Annotated in this window: 16 protein-coding genes and 1 riboswitch; of the genes, 4 read left to right on the top strand and 12 right to left on the bottom strand. The window is 66.3% G+C overall.

What is annotated here, in order from left to right; translation table 11 throughout:
* Window positions 1–54 precede the first annotated feature (54 nt).
* Entirely contained in the window at window positions 55–1554 is a 1500-nt protein-coding gene (locus G7Y85_RS03115; RefSeq protein ID WP_166251485.1) for a flavin-containing monooxygenase, read from the bottom strand.
* 124 nt (window positions 1555–1678) lie between these two features.
* Between G7Y85_RS03115 and G7Y85_RS03110 the strand changes: the two genes are divergently transcribed.
* The gene (locus G7Y85_RS03110; RefSeq protein ID WP_166251482.1) at window positions 1679–2698 is read left to right on the top strand and encodes an AraC family transcriptional regulator; all 1020 of its coding nucleotides are present in this window, start codon (window positions 1679–1681) and stop codon (window positions 2696–2698) included.
* Between the two features lie 58 nt (window positions 2699–2756).
* Here G7Y85_RS03110 and G7Y85_RS03105 read toward each other — a convergent pair whose 3' ends face one another.
* The 8 genes from G7Y85_RS03105 to G7Y85_RS03070 form a co-directional block, all read right to left on the bottom strand.
* Window positions 2757–3149 (bottom strand): group I truncated hemoglobin, encoded by a 393-nt coding sequence (locus G7Y85_RS03105; RefSeq protein WP_166251479.1) that lies wholly within the window; start codon window positions 3147–3149, stop codon window positions 2757–2759.
* Between the two features lie 207 nt (window positions 3150–3356).
* On the bottom strand, window positions 3357–3557 hold the full coding sequence (locus G7Y85_RS03100) for a helix-turn-helix transcriptional regulator (RefSeq protein ID WP_166251476.1): 201 nt from the start codon (window positions 3555–3557) through the stop codon (window positions 3357–3359).
* Window positions 3554–3946 carry a hypothetical protein gene (locus tag G7Y85_RS03095; protein WP_166251473.1) on the bottom strand — a complete coding sequence of 131 codons (393 nt, stop codon included), beginning with the start codon at window positions 3944–3946 and terminating at the stop codon, window positions 3554–3556. The genes G7Y85_RS03100 and G7Y85_RS03095 overlap by 4 nt, the downstream gene beginning before the upstream one ends.
* Window positions 3947–4061: 115 nt before the next feature.
* Window positions 4062–4814, bottom strand: a complete 753-nt coding sequence (locus tag G7Y85_RS03090; RefSeq protein ID WP_166251470.1) for a DUF47 domain-containing protein — start codon at window positions 4812–4814, stop codon at window positions 4062–4064.
* A gap of 15 nt (window positions 4815–4829) precedes the next feature.
* A complete protein-coding gene (locus G7Y85_RS03085) occupies window positions 4830–5882 on the bottom strand; it encodes an inorganic phosphate transporter (RefSeq protein ID WP_166251467.1) in 1053 nt (350 codons plus the stop codon).
* A 274-nt stretch (window positions 5883–6156) separates the two neighbouring features.
* The gene (locus G7Y85_RS03080; RefSeq protein WP_166251465.1) at window positions 6157–6522 is read right to left on the bottom strand and encodes a SpoIIAA family protein; all 366 of its coding nucleotides are present in this window, start codon (window positions 6520–6522) and stop codon (window positions 6157–6159) included.
* Window positions 6523–6643: 121 nt separating this feature from the next.
* Window positions 6644–9256 carry a neutral/alkaline non-lysosomal ceramidase N-terminal domain-containing protein gene (locus G7Y85_RS03075; RefSeq protein WP_166251462.1) on the bottom strand — a complete coding sequence of 871 codons (2613 nt, stop codon included), beginning with the start codon at window positions 9254–9256 and terminating at the stop codon, window positions 6644–6646.
* A gap of 86 nt (window positions 9257–9342) precedes the next feature.
* Window positions 9343–10128, bottom strand: a complete 786-nt coding sequence (locus G7Y85_RS03070) for a sterol desaturase family protein (RefSeq protein WP_166251459.1) — start codon at window positions 10126–10128, stop codon at window positions 9343–9345.
* Window positions 10129–10208: 80 nt separating this feature from the next.
* On the opposite strand from G7Y85_RS03070, the gene G7Y85_RS03065 reads away from it, so the two are divergent.
* Window positions 10209–10901, top strand: coding sequence for a TetR/AcrR family transcriptional regulator (locus tag G7Y85_RS03065; RefSeq protein ID WP_166251456.1), 693 nt, complete (start codon window positions 10209–10211; stop codon window positions 10899–10901).
* Here G7Y85_RS03065 and G7Y85_RS03060 read toward each other — a convergent pair.
* Both G7Y85_RS03060 and G7Y85_RS20575 read right to left on the bottom strand, forming a co-directional pair.
* Window positions 10867–13479 carry a neutral/alkaline non-lysosomal ceramidase N-terminal domain-containing protein gene (locus G7Y85_RS03060; protein WP_166251453.1) on the bottom strand — a complete coding sequence of 871 codons (2613 nt, stop codon included), beginning with the start codon at window positions 13477–13479 and terminating at the stop codon, window positions 10867–10869. The genes G7Y85_RS03065 and G7Y85_RS03060 overlap by 35 nt on opposite strands.
* A 190-nt stretch (window positions 13480–13669) precedes the next feature.
* Window positions 13670–15796 carry a TIR domain-containing protein gene (locus tag G7Y85_RS20575; protein ID WP_166251450.1) on the bottom strand — a complete coding sequence of 709 codons (2127 nt, stop codon included), beginning with the start codon at window positions 15794–15796 and terminating at the stop codon, window positions 13670–13672.
* A gap of 90 nt (window positions 15797–15886) precedes the next feature.
* Window positions 15887–15951: riboswitch (Fluoride riboswitch) on the top strand.
* 72 nt (window positions 15952–16023) lie between these two features.
* On the opposite strand from G7Y85_RS20575, the gene crcB reads away from it, so the two are divergent.
* Both crcB and G7Y85_RS03045 read left to right on the top strand, forming a co-directional pair.
* Complete coding sequence (gene crcB, locus G7Y85_RS03050) at window positions 16024–16410, top strand: fluoride efflux transporter CrcB (protein WP_166251447.1); 387 nt, start codon at window positions 16024–16026, stop codon at window positions 16408–16410.
* Between the two features lie 15 nt (window positions 16411–16425).
* Window positions 16426–16755 carry a DUF190 domain-containing protein gene (locus tag G7Y85_RS03045; protein WP_166251444.1) on the top strand — a complete coding sequence of 110 codons (330 nt, stop codon included), beginning with the start codon at window positions 16426–16428 and terminating at the stop codon, window positions 16753–16755.
* Between the two features lie 12 nt (window positions 16756–16767).
* Here G7Y85_RS03045 and G7Y85_RS03040 read toward each other — a convergent pair whose 3' ends face one another.
* Complete coding sequence (locus G7Y85_RS03040) at window positions 16768–17637, bottom strand: lysophospholipid acyltransferase family protein (RefSeq protein WP_166251441.1); 870 nt, start codon at window positions 17635–17637, stop codon at window positions 16768–16770.
* Between the last annotated feature and the right edge of the window lie 53 nt (window positions 17638–17690).

Here is a 17690-nt window from a genome sequence, read left to right as displayed (position 1 = left end):
CCCGAATCAGGCCCGCTGCCCGAGCTGCGCATTGTTCAGGATGGCGCGAATTAATCAAACGACCACGACCGGCGCGGTCTGCAGCTCGTAGTCCTGCAGTTCCAGCCGGCTCGTCATGCGGCGGAAATTGAAGGTGTAGCCCGGCCAGTTGTTGGTGACCTTGCCGGACTTGTTGATGTACCACGAATCGCAGCCGGCCAGCCAGACGCTGCTCTGGATGCGCTTCTGGATTTTCTCGCTGTAGCGGCGCTGGCTTTCGGCGCGCACGTTCATGTACGACAGACTCCGCTCGCTCAGCGTGTGCAGGCATCGCATGACATAGCGGAACTGCGATTCCAGCATGAAGATGATCGAGCTGTGCGCAAGATTGGTGTTCGGACCGTAGAGGATGAACAGGTTCGGGAAGCCCGAGACGCAAGTGCCCTTGTAGGCTTCGGCGCCGTCCTTCCAGGCTTCGTTCAGATCCAGCCCGTCGATACCGGTGATCTTCATCGGCGTCAGGAATTCGGTGGCTGCGAAGCCGGTGCCGTAGATGATCGTATCGACCTGGTGGCGCGTGCCGTCGGCGGTCACCACGGCATCCGCCTCGATGCGTTCGATGCGATCGGTGACGACCTCGACGTTGTCCCGGTTGATTGCCGGGAACCAGTCGTTGGAAATCAGCAGGCGCTTGCAGCCGATCTTGTAGTCCGGCATCAGTTTTTGCCGCTTGACCGGATCCTTGATGTCGCGGCGCATGTTGCGGCGGCTCTGCCAGGCCCAGGCTTCAAGCAGTCCGCCGAAGCGCGTGAAGCCCAGCGCGCGCACCTCGTTTTTCCAGTAGATCGACGTGCGATAGACGCGATCGAACAGCGGCAGGGATTCGAACAGGCGCTGTTCGATGCGGGCGAACGGTCGATCGGCCTTCGGGATCACCCAGGCGCCGGAACGCTGGAACAGCGTCAGTTGCTTCACCTTCGGAGCGATCTGCGGGACGAACTGGATCGCACTGGCGCCGGTGCCGATCACCGCGACCGACTGGCCGTCGAGCCCGGCGTCATGCTCCCAGCGCGCCGAGTGAAAGGCGCGTCCCTTGAAGGTCTCGATGCCCGGTATCTTCGGGTAGGCGGGCTGGTTGAGCTGGCCGACCGCGCTGACCAGCACCTGCGCCTGCAGCACCTCGCCGCTGCGCGTGGTGATGGTCCACAGTCCGGCATCCTTGTCGAAGGCCGCCGATGCGACTTCCTGCTGGTAGCGGATGTGCGCGTGCAGGCCGTACTTGCTTGCACAGTCTTCCATGTAGTCGCGAATTTCCGCCTGCAGTCCGAACTTGCGTGTCCAGTCGTGCTTGGGCTCGAACGAATACGAATACAGATGCGACTGCACGTCGCAGGCGGCACCCGGATAGGTGTTGTCGCGCCAGGTGCCACCGAGGCGGTCGGCCTTTTCCAGCACGACGAAGCTGTCGATGCCCGCCTTCTTGAGCTGGATCGCCATGCCGAGCCCGCCAAAGCCGGAGCCGATGATCACGACCCTGGGGTTGCTGCGCGGCGCTGACGTGTTCTGCGTATTCATGCGTTCTCCTGCGTTCACTGCTTATCCGAATGACGATGATTCTGAGCGCATGTGCGGCGGTGTGACATGACAGCGGCGGACAAAAAATCGATAATCAAGGCCACAACCGCCCGCGAGGCTCGCTGTGCCGCGATGGAGTTTCCAGCGTAACGTCACCAGCATGCGCCTGATGGCCGATCTCGCCGTCAAGCACGGCCTGACCCTGGGCGCGGTGCTGGCCGGCACCGACCTCGATGCGCGGCAGCTCGGCGATCCCGAGTATCTGGTCAGTGGCGAGCAGGAATTGCAGCTGATCCGCAATCTGGTGAACGGTCTCGGCGATCCGCCGGGCCTCGGCATCGAGGCCGGGCAGTGCTACCACTTCACGGCATTCGGCGTGCTCGGCTTTGCGATCATCAGCAGCCCGACGCCGCGCGCCGCGCTCGACGTGGCCTTGCAGTATTTCGATCTGACGTTCGCGTTCACCCGCTTCAAGGTCGAGGATCACGGCACGCAGACGCGCGTCATCGTCGACGACGACGGCGTGCCGGACGATGTGCGCGCGTTTCTCGTGGCCCGCGATTTCAGTTGTTTCGTCACTGTGATGCGCGATCTGTTCGCGTTCGAGCCGGCGCTCGGCGCCTTGCAGTTCGCGTTTGCAGCGCCGTCCGACATCGGCGAGTACGCGCGCTTTTTCCGGGTGCGTCCGCAATTCTCGACGCCGCACACGATGGCGGTGCTCGATCGCGCGTTGTTCGAGCAGCGCATGCCGCTGGCCAACGAGCTTGCATTGCACGCGGCGCGGGAGCAGTGCCGCAAGCTGCTAGACGGACGGCGCGCTCGCAGTGGACTGGCGTCGAAAGTTCGCGAACTGCTGGCCGCCCGCGCGGCCGATATGCCGGACATGGACGTTGCGGCGCGCGAGCTGTGCCTGACGGCGCGCACGCTGCGCCGGCGCCTGCTCGAAGAGGAGACAACCTTCGCCGAGCTGCGCGATGAAGTGCGCCAGACCCTCGCCGAAGAATTCCTCGGCGGGCCGCGCATGTCGATCGAGCAGATCGCCGCGCGCCTCGGCTATGCCGAGGCAACCAGCTTCATCAATGCGTTCCGGCGCTGGTCGGGCCACACGCCGCATGCGTTCCGGCTGTCGCGGCGATCCGCCTGAGCAACGCCCGCGCGCATGGCAGCGCCGGATGCGGCCGTTCGGTGTCGCAAGGCCGGGCTCAGTCGCTGAAGTCGGAGCCGGCGCCGATCACGTCTTCGGCATAGAGATTGATGCGGCCGATGATGTCGTAGCGGTCCTGTTCGCTGAGCGGCAGATCGGCCAGGGTATCGAACAGGCAGCCGACGAAACGCTGGAAGTGCGGGCGCGAGATGCCCAACTGCTGATGCGCATGAGCGATCACGCGCCCCTTGTACGGGGTCGGCCCGCCGAGCGCGGCCGAGAAGAATTCGATCTGCATGCGCCGCAGGCGATCGATCGGCACGTGCAGGAAGAACGGCGCCAGCGTGCGATCGGCCAGTACGCGCTCGTAGAAACGGACAACCAGTGCGGCGATGCCCTCGTGGCCGCCGATCACCTCGAACAGGCTGCCGCTGCGCTGGGGGACGGGCATGACGATCTCCGGTGCGGGTGCGTCTGCCGAGCATGCCGCTTGCAGCCACTCGTCGCCTTGATCCGGGTCAATGCCGACGGCGTCGGCGAAACGTTCCAGATTCCCGGTGATCGCCGGATGATGGAGATATTCGCGCTCCGGCGGACGCGGCCTTGTCGCACGCTGGCAAGAATCCTGTCACCACCCGCGCGCACACGGGCATCCGGCTCACGGATCGTCGGGTGAGTCGAAGATCGTCTCGAGCGGGCGTTCGAAGAGGCGCGCAATCTTCAGCGCCAGAGGCAGGCTGGGATCGTACTTTTCCGTTTCGATGGCGTTGATGGTCTGACGCGAGACGCCGAGGGCCTTGGCGAGATCGGCCTGCGACCATTGCCGTGAAGCGCGGAGATTCCGCAGTCGATTCTTCACACGAATTTTCGACCGATCCACCACACGCCGAGCGACCACGCGATGACGAAAACCGGCGTGGCCAGCAGTGACCAGTCGACGCTAGGCAGACCGGTCCTCTCCATGAAGCTCCATCCGGCGATGGCCGTGATCAGGAGAACGCCGGCCGTTGCCGCTGCCTCGAGATGAATCCGGCGTTCGAGTTCGTCGAGCCGGGCAATCGAGCGCACCAGCACGAACACGAGCCCGATCACGGCGAGCATCTGGCTGGTCGCGAGCAATCGCGTGGTGTCGGGCCACTGGCCGTATTGGCGCTGCAGCAGCGCGCTGGCGACAAGCCAGATCGCAACGCCGACGGACGTCGGCAAGGCCTTTCCATCGAAACAACGAAATGGGCGCACCTTGTTCATCATCAGCCTCCGGGCAGTTCGGGAGTGAGTGCGCGGAGAGTAAAGCAAGCTTTACATATATGTCAAGCATGGTTTACACATCATGAACTGCCTGCCGTGATGACGAACGCGGGGTTCAGGCGATCTTGGCGACGATGTCGTGCAGCACCTCGCCGGCACGCACCAGACGGTCGGCGGCGTTCGACATGTGTCGGTAGATTTCGCGGCGCTTGAGGATGTCGACGACGAAGCCCAGCGCTGCCGCAATCGCCGGGCTCTGATCGTCCGGCAATGGCTGCAGCAGCACGTTCAGCGACGCTGCCTCCGGATTGTCGGCACCGGTCTGCGTGCGCCGGTAGTGACTGGCGTCGAACAGTTCGGCGACCGCGGCGCGATAGCTGTTCTCGACCTCGCGTTCGGTGGCGCGGGCATTGTCGGCGTGCGCCTCGGCCGCGAGCGGTTGCTTCTCGAGCTGGTCGAAGCCGCGCTGCAGTTCGGCGACGCCGGCAGCGAGCTGGCGCGCCATGCCCAGCGTGTGGCGATCCGGCCTGACCGCCAGCAGCTGCATTTCGCGCACCGTCGTGCGTGCGTAGTTGAGAATCTCGGCGAGCGCCGCGATCGACTGGTAGATGTCCTCGCGGTCGATCGGTGTCGAGAAGGCCTGATGCAGCGTCGCCATGTTTTCGTTCTTCAGGGCCTCACCGCGTCGCTCGAGCTCGGCGACGCGGTCGGCGTGTGGATCGCGCCCGGTTTCCATGTACGAAACCAGCTCGTCGATGCCGCCGGCGGCCATCTCGCACTGCCGGCAAAGGCGTGCATAGAAGTTCGGCACCGGCGGCAGGATCTGATTGCGCAGGCGTTTCCAGAGGGTGGGCGTGTCGGTGTCCATGATGAAGCTCCGCATTCACAAGTCGTGCGCGATCAGGACGCGGATCAGCCGGCACAGTCCGGCCCCGGCGAGCGCGGCGCCGGGCAGGGTCAGCAGCCAGGTGGCGAGAATCTCGCGCGCCTTCATCCAGTGCACGGCGCGCGGCCGTTCGGAGGCGCCGACACCCATGATTGCGCCGCTGACGACATGCGTGGTCGAGACCGGGCCACCGAAAGCCGAGGCGCCGAGAATCACCGCCGACGATGCCAGTTGGGCGTCGAAGCCATGCAGCGGACGCAGGCGGTAGATGCCGAAGCCGACGGTACGGACGATGCGCCAGCCGCCGATCAGGGTGCCGCCGGTCATCGCCAGCGAACTCAGGGCGATCGCCCACAGTGGCACCTGGAGCTGCGTGTGCAGGCCGGCGAGCACCAGCAGCAGCGCGATCACACCCATGCCTTTCTGGCCGTCATTGGTGCCGTGCGAAAACGCCAGCGCCGATGCCGTCAGCCACTGCAGGTGACGCAGCGTGTCGTTGACCGCCGGGCGCGCGCGACGCAACAGCAAGCCTGCGAAGCGGTGCAGGCCGTAGCCGGCTGCCAGACCGATCAGCGGCGAGACCAGCAGCGACACCATCAGCTTGCTGACGCCGGCCAGCTGGCCGTGCCAGAGCGCGGTCCAGCCCCAGTGCACGTCCTGCGCGCCGGCGCTGACGAGCACCGCACCAACCAGACCGCCGACCAGCGCATGCGAGGATGACGACGGAATCGCCAGCCGCCAGGTCAGCAGGTTCCAGGCAATCGCGCCGAGCAGGCCGCTGAGCACGATGCCGAGCGCGACGGCGCGACTCTGGTTGTCGAGATCGACGAAACCGCCGATGGTGTCGGCGACGGCCGTGCCGCCGAGCACCGGACCGACGAACGTGAAGACGCCGACCAGGCAGACGGCCTGCCCCGGCGTCATCGCCCGCGATGCGATCAGCGTGCCGAGCATGTTCGAGGCGTCGTGAAAGCCGTTGGTGAAATCGAAGGCCAGCACGGCGACGACGCCGGCCAGCATCAGCACGGTGACGGCGTCGAGTGCCGGCATGGTGCCTAGGGCCTGTTAACGCTATGGACGATCGCTGCGTTGCTGCCAGCAATCACGCCAGGCAAGGCAGGAGCCGCAGGGCTTGGTGGCGCCAAGCGCAAGGCTCGTAACGCCGCATGGCGCGATTGCTGGCGCAACCCGAATGGGGCGGGGCCGTTTTGGCGCAGGGCGGCGTTGCCAGCCGCTTGCCTGGCGCCACCAGGCGGCGCGGCTGGCGCCTTGCCCTGCGCCAAAACGACCTCCGCCGCAGCGATTGCCATAGCGTTAACAGGCCCTAGTCGTGCGCCAGCCAGGCCTTCGCTTCGTCCAGCTGGTCGCCGCGGAACAGCTGGACCGGGCAGGGGATCGCGAATGCGAACGCCGCCACCGCCGACCGCAGCCAGCGCACATCGGAGACGATGGCTGCCTTGCGCCAGTGCGTCAGGTGATGGAAGCCGAGCTTGGCGTCTTCCCACATGGCGCCGGCACTGTAGCCCTTGAATGAGGGCGCGGTGACGAACAGCAGGCGCAACTTGGTGTGCTTTGCGAGCGACGCCTCGACGGCGGGGATCAGCACCTGCCGGTAGTCATCGGCGTCGACGTGGCCGGACGCGCTGACGCCGAGCACGTCGTCCGGCAGTCCTGGAATGAGATCGATCATGTCTGTGCTCCTTATGCTTGGCAATCGCGCCGTGCGCGCCTGTCCGGCGCGCGGCGACCTTGCCACAGCATGCGCGCAGGAACGGCCGCCGGCATTGATGCCGGTCAAGCGGGGCCGTGCTTCAGGGACAGACGCCCGGTACGCCGTCGACCGCGAAGCTGCGGCTGATGGCCTCGTAAGGCTGCGCCGGCGCGCTCGAGGAGGTGCGCGAAACGCCTTCGTGGCGGATGCGGTAGGTGCCGGCCGGCGTGTTGCGCGGAATCGTCCACAGCGCTTCGGCGGTCGAGGTGCTGACGCGATTCAGTTCGGTATCGATCAGGTTCGAGCTGGAGTTCCAGACGAAGCGCAGCTGCGGGTCGCGATCGGTGGCGACGACATCCCAGCCGCCGTCGGCGTTCTGGCGCTCGACGTAGAGATACGACGCCATGGTCTTCAGATCGTTGCCCGGATAACCGGCGACGAAACTGACATCGACCAGATCACCCTGCGTGTAAGCGGGCTGCGCGTCGCTGACGACGCTGCCGAAATTGGCCGGCGGATCGATGCTGACCGGCGCGTCGGCGCCGATGGCCAGATCAGCGGCCGCCACGCCTTGCGGCGCGGGTTCGCCGGCCGCTATCGTCAGCGCCAGCTTGCGCGCTTCCTGCTGGGTGGCGGCCAGCTGCCAGGGGCCGGCGTAGGTCGAGGCACCTTCATACATCTGCGCCGAGTATTCCTCGCGCGTCGCCATGTAGTGCAGATAGTCGTTGGACAGTCCGGCGATGACGACGGTGTCGACGCCGACCGGTGCCAGCGCGTCGAGCACGGTCTTGCGCAGGCGGCGGCCGGCCATGGTCGTCACTTCGAAGGGCACACCGAGCACGGCGAGATTGCCGATGCGGAAGATCTGGAACGGCACCGGATCGGTTTCCGATGCAAGGAAGATCGGCTTTTCGTTCTGGCAGCCGTAGGACGGTTCCAGCGTCTGCAGGCACAGCACCGGCGTGACCGCGGCGGTCACGGCGACGCCGCTGAGCGGCACTTTCACCGGCATGTCGTTCTGCTCGACGGTCAGATAGCCGGTGCCGTTGAACAGGCCGTTGTAGCCGCTGCGGATGTCGGTCTTGTATTCGGACGGTGCGTCGTTGACGCAGGTGAAGCCGGCCGCGCCGGGGCCGGGACCGTTGACGCCACCGACCGCGAAGCCGAATCCCAGCGCCGTCTTGCAGGTGGTCTTGTCGCCCGCGTAGAGCGCGTCCGGCGAGCCCGGCGCCTGCAGGCCGGCCAGCACGACCGGATCGGTGACCGCGTCGTCGCTGAAGTCGGCATAGAAGAATCGATAATCGATCGGGCCGCTCAGCGCAGCGCCCTGGCCGAATTCGCGCAGCGCCTGGGCGAGCTGCTTGCTGCCGTTGATCGCCGTCGCCTGCGGCTGGCCGTACTGATAGCCCGGCTGCTCGAACTCGTAAGGCTCGTCGGTGCCGCCGCGTGCGAAGTAGGGCACACCCTGGCCGGGTCCGTTGCCGCCTTCGGCATCGGCGTCGAACACGAACAGATCGGGAATCGTGTCGCCCTCGTCGGTCTGCGCGAAGGCGGCGACGAAGTTGTCGGCGCCGGACGGTGTGCCGCCGCTGTCCGCTGCGTACTGCGTGTGCATGAGCTTTTCGAAGCCGAGCGAGGCCCAGCCCTTGTTGTCGGACGAGATCAGCAGATCGTGATTGCCCATCGAGGTCGGATGCACCGCAAACCAGTTCAGCACGCCGACTGCGCTGCCGTCGTCGCGCACCAGCGTCAGCTGCACGAAACGCTTGTCGACATTGACTTCGTGACCGTCGTCATCGATGTACTGGGCACGCTCGGAGAGGGCGTCCTGCGCATAGGCCGGCGGCGAGCGGTTGACGTTGGCGTTGAGCAGCTCGCTCACCGACAGGCGGATGCGTGCCGGCTGCGGATGCGCTTCGAGATTCGCGTGCGCGCGGCGGATGGCTTCGACGATGCCGCCGACGATGGCGTGGAAGTTGTCGCTGTCGAAGGCGGCATCGCTGAAGATCAGGCTCTCGACCCATTCGACCGGATCGTTGACGGCTTCCGGCAGCGTCGACGACAGGTCCGGCAGTTCCGGCACGCCGAAACCGCCCGGTGCGGTATGCGTGTGCGTGGCCGAGATCATCACGTTGTCGGCGTTGTAGAGGCCGCCGAGCGTGTCGTCGGCGGCCAGTGCCTTCAGCACCTCCTGATGCACGATCGCCGACATTGCGCCGAGGTCGATCGACACGAACACCACGCGCTTGCCGTTGCACGGCGATTCGATGTCGAAGGCGCGCGCATACAGGCGCGTGTCGATGCCTTTCGGCACCTGCGGCGGCACGACCATGCCGAACATGTCGCCGTGACCGGTCGGATTGCCGCCGATCGGCCCGGTGGTGTCGTAGAGGCCGCTGCCGAAGCGGAACTGCTGATTGCCGCGACAGGCGGCTTCGAGCGGCTGTCCGGCACTGGCGATCGGCAGCTCGATCGCACTCGGCGCGTCCGGCTGGTGGCTGTTGGTGTAGATGGTGCCGGCGATCGTCAGCGTTTTCGTCGTGCCGACCTGCAGCGCCGGACTGTCGAGTATGCATTCGGCGGCCTGCGGGTCCGGCGTCTTGGCCGCGCCGGCGCCATTCGCGGTGCCGGTGACGCTGCTCCGGCCGCAGGCGGCGAGCAGCAGGCCGAGCAGCGGTGGCACAAGCCTGCGCGCGACGGTGATACGGATCAAGGCAGGCTCCCGGCATTGGCTCTACCGGCGATTCTACGCAGCCCGGCGCGACTGGTGACGATAGGAAAAGAACCCCATCGGCTGTCTCATGCCGGTGGCCCGTGCGGTGCTACGCCACGGCTCGCGCTGCCGTATTGCCCGAGATTGACGTCGCGCCAGACGAGCATGGCGCCATACTGTCGCGACGCCGGTTCGCCGAAGCCGGCGTCGCCCTGCCAGTCGGGAAGATTGCGGAACGTCCCGAACAGTAGGTCCCAGAGCGGAAAATCGGCGTAGTTGAAGTTCTGCACGCCCCGTTCGTGATGCAGGCAGTGCGATTCCGGTCGCTGTATCCAATAGCCGAGCCAGACCGGCGTGCGCACGTTCCAGTGCTGGAAGATGCTGTAGAACGCCGCGACATAGCCGACGGCGGCGGCTGCCACCGGCTGCAGGCCGAGGATCAGCGTCGTAACGGTCGTCGAAATCGTCACGAAGACCACCATCTCGAGCGGATGGAAGATGGCCGAGCCGGCGATGTCGACGCGATCAGCGCTATGGTGCATCTGGTGGAACCCGCGCCAGAGCCAGTCGACGCGATGCACATTGCGATGCCACAGGTAATTGCAGAACGACAGCACGATCCAGCCGACGACGATGCCGGCACCGATGCCGAGGTCGCTGCCGTCGATCAGGCGATGTGTGGTCATCCAGGGTGTCGGCAGCAGCAGCGGGACGAAACTGCTGGCGGCCGCCAGCAGGAACAGAAAGCCGATGCCGAGCCAGCGCCAGCCGCGCCGCGGTGGAAAGGCGCGTGCCGGCCAGCGTGCTTCGGCGGCGAGCATGACGAAGAAGGTGACCGGAATCAGCAAACCGAAAAGATCGACGGCGTCCATGGCAATTGCCCCAGCGTTTGCCTTATGGTGTAAGGCACGCACAGTCTAGACTTACGGTGTAAGTTGTCAAGGAGAAGACCATGAAGGCAAGCCCGGCGCCCGGGCGGCGCCGAACCCGGCGCGCATCCTTGAGCCGCGAGCGCATCGAGCAGGCGGCGCTGGCGCTGATCGACGACGAGGGACTCGACGGCTTCAGCACCCGCAAGCTTGGCCAGCGGCTCGGCTGCGAAGCGATGAGCATCTATCACCACTATCCGAGCAAGGCGCATTTGTTCGATGCGCTGGTCGATCGCATCGTCGGCATGGCCGAAATTCCCGCGCAGGGGCTCGATCCGATCGAACGCATTGCCGCACTGGCGCGCGGCTGGCGGGCGATGGCGCTGCGCCATCCGCGCTTCTATCCGCTGCTGTCCGTGCATCGCATGAATTCGGCGATCGGCGTCGGCTATCTCGAAGCGGTGCTGCGGGCATTCGACGATGCCGGGCTCGACCGCGAGACGGCGGCCCGCATGTTTCGCGTCATGGGCTACTTCCTCGCCGGTGCTGCACTCGACGAGATCAGCGGCTACGCCAAGGGCCCGTCGTCGATGGAACCGGTCAGCGATACGCAGCTGGCGCGCGACTTCCCGCATATCGCGAGCGCCGGTGCTTTCTTTTCGCCGGCGAATTTCGACAAGACCTTCGAATTCGGTCTTCGGCTTTTTCTCGATCAGCTGCGCCTGCGCCTGCCGTCGCCTGCTAAGGGCAGGGTGCCGGCACGCCGTCGATCGTGAACGGGCGGCTGATGCCTTCGTAAGGCGTCGGCGCGGCGTTCGCCGAACTGCGCGAGACACCGTCGTGACGGATGCGGTAGCTGCCGCTCGGCGTATTGGCGGGAATCTTCCAGATCGCTTCGGCGGTCGACGAACTCGAAACGTGCAGCAGGGTCGACACCAGATTCGGTTTGCCGTGCCAGACGAACAGCAGTTCCGGGTCCTTGTCGGTCGCCACCACGTCCCAGCCGCCTCGCGCGTTCTGGCGTTCGACATAGAGGTACGACGACATCGTCTTCAGATCGTTGCCGGGATAGCCCGCGACGAAGCTGACATCGACCGTGTCGCCCTGCGTGTAGGACGCCTGCGCGTCACTGACGACGCTGCCGAAGGCGGCGTTGCCGTCGATGGTGATCGGTGACGGATCACCGAGCGCGAGCGTGTCCGGCGTGACGCCCTGCGGCGCCGGTTCGCCCTGCGCCATGCTCAGTGCCAGCTTGCGCGATTCCTGCTGCGCGGCGGCGAGCTGCCAGGGCCCGAAGTAGGTCGACGCGCCCTCGTACAGCTGTGCGCTGTATTCCTCGCGCGTCGCCATGTAGTCGAGATAGGCATTGGCCAGGCCGGCGATGACGACGGTGTCGACACCGACCGGCGACAGCGCGTCGAGTACGGTCTTGCGCAGGCGCCGTGCCGCCATCGTCGTCACTTCCCACGGCACGCCGAGGATCGCCAGATTGCCGATGCGGAAGATCTGGAACGGTGCCGGGGTCACGGTCGCCGGCGCCAGCGGCGGCTTCTCGTCCTGACAGCTGTTGTCCGGCAGCTGCGCTTCGGTCGTGCACAGCAGCGGTGAAATCACGTCGAACGCGAGTACGCCGGGGAACGGTACTTTCAGCGGCGGCGCCGCATCGAGATCGGCGACCACCGACTGTGTGCCGTTGTAGATGCCGTTGTAGTGATGACGCAGCGCGTCCTGGTACGGCACCGGTGCATCGTTCCTGCAGACATAGCCGGCGGCACCGAGATCGGGCGCGTTGGCGCCACCCGCGAGTTTGCTGAGGCCGACGGCGCCGGCACAGGTCGTCTTCGGATCGTCGGCATAGAGCGCGGTCGGCAGGTCGGCGTAGGCGAGCTGGTCGGCGATCACGGGATCGTCGATCGTCTCCGCCGTCATGTCGACGTAGAAGAAACGGTAGTCGACCGGGCCGCTGAGCTTGCTGCCGGCGCCGAACTGCCTGAGTGCCTGCGCGAGCTGCTTGGTGCCGTTCAGTGCCGTCGCCTTCGGCATGCCCAGCGCGTAACCGGGCTGGTCGAAGTCGTAGGGATCGTCGGTGCCGTGACGGAAGCGGTAGGGCACGCCCTGGCCCGGGCCGTCGTTGCCGTCGAGATCCTTGTCGAACACGAACAGGTCGGGAATCGTGTTGCCCTCGTCGGTCTGTGCGAAAGCGGCGACGAAGTTGTCGGCGCCGTCCGCTGTCGTGCCGTCATCCGGGACGTAGCGTGTGCCCATCATCCGTTCGAAGCCCAGTCCGGCCCAGCCCTTGGTGTCCGACGAAATCAGCAGGTCGTGATTGCCCATCGCGGTCGGGTGCACGCCGAACCAGTTGATGACGCCGGCCGCACTGCCGTTGGCGCGAATCAGGCTGAGCTGCAGAAAGCGCTTGTCGACGTCCACTTCGTAGCCGTTGTCGTCGAGGTACTGCGCGCGCTCGGCCGGCGAGTTCTGTGCGTAGGCCGGCGGGTCGCGGCTGCGATTGGCATTGAGCAGTTCGCCGACCGACAGGCGGATCGGGGCGCTGTCCGCATGCGCTTCGAGATTGGCGTGCGCACGGCGTATCGCCTGCACGATGCCGTCGACCATCACCTTGAAGTTGTCGGCGTCGAACGGACTGGTGCTGAGCACCAGCGACTGCGCGTAGTTGTAGGTGTCGACGATCGCCTGCGGAGTGCCGGCCGGCAGGTTCGGCAGCACCGTTTCGTCGCCGAAGCCGCCGGGCGCGGAATGCGTGTGGATCGCCGAGATCATGACGTTGTCCGGGCCGTAATACGGGCTCAGCAGCGGATCGGCGGCAATCGCCTTCAGCACCTCCTGGCGTTCGAGTGCGGTCGTGAACGCGTGATCGTCGGAGACGAACATCACGCGCTTGCCGTTGCACGGCGATTCGATCGCGAAAGCGCGCGCATACAGGCGGGTGTGAATGCCGTTCTGCGCCTGCGGCGGCAGCACCATGCCGGCCAGATCGGCGTGGCCGGCGGCATCGCCACCGATCGGGCCGGTGACATCGTAGAGGCCGCTGCCGAATCGATAGCCCGCGCTGCCGTGGCAGGCACCGGCGGGCTGCGGACCGGGATTCGCGATCGGCGTCTCGAGCGGGCTCGGCGCATCCGGCTGGTGCGAATTCGTGTAGGTCACGCCATCGACGACCAGCGCGTTCGTGCTGCCGACAGCGAGCGCCGGGCTTTTCAGCACGCATTGCGCCGCTGGCGGCAGGCGCGTCTGCGCATCGCCATCGGGCGCCGTCGAGTGTCCGCAGGCCGCGAGCAGGGTGCAGCCGAGCAGTGCGGACAGCCGGACCGCAAGCCGACCAGTGCGAGTCATGTGACGTTCTCCGGCAACGCGAAGCAGGCCGTGCCGCGACGCGACCGACCGTCCCGCGACTCTAGAGGGTGCGTGGTGGGTCTGTGAATGACAGCTGACGCCACGGGGTCATGTCTGCCATCGCCGGCTCGCGGCAGCGCTCATCTGCGGAAAGACCGGTTCGGTGAGGTGATGCGTCGTTGCCGCGCTTTCAGCTCGCCTGACAGTACGGCCCGCGATGCGCCCGCTCGATTCGCGCGCAGGCGGTCTCGCGTGCCATCGTGAACGTACGCGACCGGAAGCCCATGTGCGACAGGTCCTGCCAGATGACATCGCCGGCGTCGGCCGTGCCGTCCAGATAGTCGTAGCGCGCGCGCAGCTCCAGCTGGCGCGGGTAATGGCTGGGGCGCTGCTGACGGAGCAGTTCGGTCGCGCTGTCCCGGGCTGCGGCGGCCGCGACGGCATCGCCGTCGGCTTGCGCGATTTCCCACAACAACAGCTGCGAGCGCAACAGATACCAGCGCGCATCGGCGGTCGTTTCCCGATCCTGCCAGAGCGCCAGTGCCGCATGGGCCAGCGAGCTGGCGCGCGCGCGCTTGTGATCGAAACGCAGGGCGTGTTCGGCGGCATCGGCGAGCACGTCGGAGTAACGGGCCCGCCAGGCCTGACGGCTGGGGTCGGCCGTGCTCAGCACTTCCTGCAGGGCGACACTTTGGTCCAGGAGTTGTCGTGCAGCCACGAAATCGCCGCGCTGCACCCGCAACTCGTACTGCAGTGACAGAAACAGCGACACCTGTTCCTTGGCGGCGACGTTGGCCGGGTCGCGGCGGGACACGTCCTGCGCGATCCGACCGCATTCCGAGCTCAGATGTTCGGCGCTGCCGAACTCGCCCCGCAAGCGGCTCAGGTTGGCGGCCATGCACAGATTGTTGGCGAGGCTTTGCCGGCGATCGACGTCCTGCGTGTCGCGGCTGACGAGTCTGCGTTCCACCTCGATGACCTGTTCGGCGTGCGTCTCGGCTTCCTGCAGGCGTCCGAGATTGCCCAGCAGGCGCGCCATGAAACCGTGGTCGGTTGCCAGACCGGCCGCGAAGTCGTCGCGCTCAGGATAGCGGGCCACGAGCTTGAGATCGCCGGCGACCGCCTTCTCGATGTGCGGCAGGGCCGCTTCGAGGTTGCCGCGCGCGCGCTCGAGAACCGCGAAGTTGTTTTCGACGGCGGTGTCTTCGTAGAGCCACTCGGCGTTGTCCGGCTCGAGAACCAGCAGCTGATCGACGAGCACCCGGTAGCGCCGGAATCTGGACGCTGCGAGCTCGACTTCACCGGCCTGCTGGGCGGCAACACCGGCCCAGGAACAGGCGTCCGCGAGGTTGTAGATATAGCGCGGATCGCGGGGGTGTCGGCTGAGCAGCTGATTGTCGATTTCGAGGACCTGATCGAACAGCTTGAGGGCTGCCGGCAGCTGGCCCTGGCTGCCGCGGATATCGGCAATCTGCTTGAGCGCGAGTGCCTGTGCCTTCAGCGAGGCGTCCGGTTGAGCGGCCGAATCGAGCGTCGCGAAATAGGCCAGCGCCTTGTCGCCGACGGCGTCCAGCACATCGAGACGGCCGACGGTCTGCAGCCGGTCGCGCAGGTCGCCGAGCATGAAGTTGATCAGATCATCGGCCTGTTCGCGACGCTGTCGCGCATCGTTGCGCGCGTGATAGGCGCTGATTGCCAGAACCAGGGTGACGCCGGCGATCGCCAGGGACAGGCCGACCGCCGCCGCCATCAGGCGAATGCGTCGGGTCTGGTCGCGTTGCCGGAGTTCGCCGAAGCCGACGCCGAGCACACCTGCGGCGAGCTTGAGAAAGCCGTCGACCTTGCCATCGCGGGTGTGACGGGCGTCCGCGGCGAGTGGCTCGGGCAGGGCGGCGCCGTGCTCGTCGCGCAGCAAGGCCGGCGGCAGACATTCGCGCGCGGGGTTCCGGGCACCGGGCTCGCCGTCGACGATCAGCGCGAACACGCGCGCCTCGCGACCCAATGTCCGGAAATACCGGATTTCCTGATTGACCCAGGCCGAGGCTGCCGCGTGCGGGCTGCAGATGACGATCAGCACTTCCGACTGCTGCAGGGCGGTCTGCAGGGTGTCGCTGAGGTGACTGGCCGCCGAGAGCTCGTTCTGATCGCGAAAGCAGCGGCCGATACGCCTGGGTACCTGTCCATGCAGGCCGGGTTTGCCGACCAGCCGTGCCGGCGTGCGGTAGCTTTCGAGTCGACGTTGCAGCCACTTGCCCCAGGCTTCGTCCGCGTGGCTGTAGCTGATGAACGCCCGATATTTGAATGCTTCGTCCGCCACTCGATCCCGCCCGTCGCACGAAGCCCAGCTTACGCTGCCGGGCCGAGTTCGGAAAAGTGATGCGATGAAGCCGGCGACGCCCGCTATACTTCACGCTCAGGAGATGGCATTCCTCCTCGAACCGCCCGGTCCGGGCTGATGATGCCTACAGCGCCTTGACGATACGGGCCCGTAGGTGAGTGCCAGCCTCGACCCGTATCCAGGCAGTCCAGACCTGGAGATCATGGATGACGGCTTTCGGTTTGCTCGCGGTGGGGACGGGTGCGGCGCTCGGTGCATGGTTGCGCTGGCTGCTTGGCCTGCTGCTCAATTCGCTGTTTCCCAGCGTTCCACCCGGCACGCTCGCCGCGAATCTGGTCGGCGGCTACGTGATCGGTCTGGCGATCGCCTTCTTTTCGCAGGCGCCGGGGCTTTCGCCGGAATGGCGCCTGCTGATCGTCACCGGCTTCTGCGGCGGCCTCACCACCTTTTCGACCTTCTCTGCGGAGATCGCCGTGCTGTTTCAGCAGGGGCGCTTCGCGGTCATGGCCGGCGCGATCATCATGCATGTCGGCGGTTCCCTGCTCATGACGCTCGCCGGCATGGCCACATTGCAGATGCTCAGTCAGCGCTGAAAAAGGGGAATTTTCATGAACGGATACCGGATCAGCTTGTTCATGCAGCAGGATCAGCGGCACGCGCATCAGCCGCTCGCCGACTGGCTGGTGCAGCTGGCCAGGGAGCTGGGCTTTCGCGGCGCAACGGTGTTCGCGGCCAGCGAGGGTTTCGGGCACGCCGGGCGAGTGCATTCGGCACACTTCTTCGAGCTCGGAGATCAGTCGATCGAAGTCGTGATGGCAGTCACCGAGGCGCAATCGAAACAGCTGTTCGAACGTCTCGCTCTCGAGCAGCTGAAGCTTTTCTATGTCTGCGCACCAGTCGAGTTCGGCGTGACCGGCGAGGACGGGTCGGGGCGCTGAAGTTCTCCGCCGTCAAAGGTCCGCGTAGAACGCGCCGACCCCGGGCGGCTGACGGCGGAAGCGCCTGTAGCCCCACCAGTACTGGGCCGGGCAGGTGCGCAGGCATTGTTCGAGGCCGCGGTTCATCGCTGCGCTGGCTGCCATCACGTCGCCGCTGGCGATGTCCTCCGGGGCGGCGATGAAGTGCGCGATGAAGCCGCGCGCCTGCGGCAGTCGTTCGCCGAACATGTAGACCACCGGTGAACCGGACTCGTGCGCCAGCCTGGCGACGAGCGTCGGTGTATGCGCCGGCTGCCCCATGAACGGCACGAATACGCCGCGGCCTTCCGGCGGATCGTGATCGGGCATGAAGTACACGCCCATGCCTTGCGCGAGCAGGCCCAGGGATTGCCGGCGCACGCCGGCTTCGGTTGCGCGCAGCTGACCGCCGAAGCGGGTGCGGCCCTTGATCGACAGTTCGTTGAAGATGCCGCGCTGCGGCTTGTAGAGGCCGCAGAACGGATAGCGTTCCGACATCGGGATCGCGATCGCCTCGAACGCACCCTGATGCAGTGTCAGCAGGATCACGCCCTTGCCCTGTGCAAATGCCCGGTCGAGCACGTCGAGTCCGCGCCATTCGACGACGGCGTCGCGAACGCGGCGCGCCGGGCCGAGCCAGACGCGGATCGTTTCGACATAGGTCATGAATTCGTGCGCGAGCGAGGCGCGCGCAAGGCGTTCGCGCGCGCGCGCGTCGAGTTCCGGCATGCAGCGTTCGAGATTGCGCAGGGCGACACGGCGGCGGGCAGACGCCGCGAGCCACGACAGCCGGCCGGCGAGCGCGCCGAGCGCCTGCAGCACGCCGAGCGGCAAATGGGCCAGCAGATGAAAAAACGTGCGCACGTGGCGGTCCGGTTCGAATGAGAACGCGGCCGTGTTGCGCAGCGCGTGCGCAT

The organism is Solimonas terrae (assembly GCF_011067135.1).
Lineage (GTDB): Bacteria > Pseudomonadota > Gammaproteobacteria > Nevskiales > Nevskiaceae > Solimonas > Solimonas terrae.
This window is presented reverse-complemented; position numbering and strand designations above follow the sequence as displayed.

Bases quoted from the DNA above. Each gene is read 5' to 3' on its own strand.
- G7Y85_RS03105 (WP_166251479.1), bottom strand. From the start codon at position 3,149: ATGCCCGTCCCCCAGCGCAGCGGCAGCCTGTTCGAGGTGATCGGCGGC.
- G7Y85_RS03045 (WP_166251444.1), top strand. From the start codon at position 16,426: ATGAACGGATACCGGATCAGCTTGTTCATGCAGCAGGATCAGCGGCAC.
- G7Y85_RS03085 (WP_166251467.1), bottom strand. From the start codon at position 5,882: ATGCCGGCACTCGACGCCGTCACCGTGCTGATGCTGGCCGGCGTCGTC.
- G7Y85_RS03080 (WP_166251465.1), bottom strand. From the start codon at position 6,522: ATGATCGATCTCATTCCAGGACTGCCGGACGACGTGCTCGGCGTCAGC.
- G7Y85_RS03060 (WP_166251453.1), bottom strand. From the start codon at position 13,479: ATGACTCGCACTGGTCGGCTTGCGGTCCGGCTGTCCGCACTGCTCGGC.
- G7Y85_RS03065 (WP_166251456.1), top strand. From the start codon at position 10,209: ATGAAGGCAAGCCCGGCGCCCGGGCGGCGCCGAACCCGGCGCGCATCC.
- G7Y85_RS03090 (WP_166251470.1), bottom strand. From the start codon at position 4,814: ATGGACACCGACACGCCCACCCTCTGGAAACGCCTGCGCAATCAGATC.
- G7Y85_RS03070 (WP_166251459.1), bottom strand. From the start codon at position 10,128: ATGGACGCCGTCGATCTTTTCGGTTTGCTGATTCCGGTCACCTTCTTC.
- crcB (WP_166251447.1), top strand. From the start codon at position 16,024: ATGACGGCTTTCGGTTTGCTCGCGGTGGGGACGGGTGCGGCGCTCGGT.
- G7Y85_RS03115 (WP_166251485.1), bottom strand. From the start codon at position 1,554: ATGAATACGCAGAACACGTCAGCGCCGCGCAGCAACCCCAGGGTCGTG.
- G7Y85_RS03095 (WP_166251473.1), bottom strand. From the start codon at position 3,946: ATGAACAAGGTGCGCCCATTTCGTTGTTTCGATGGAAAGGCCTTGCCG.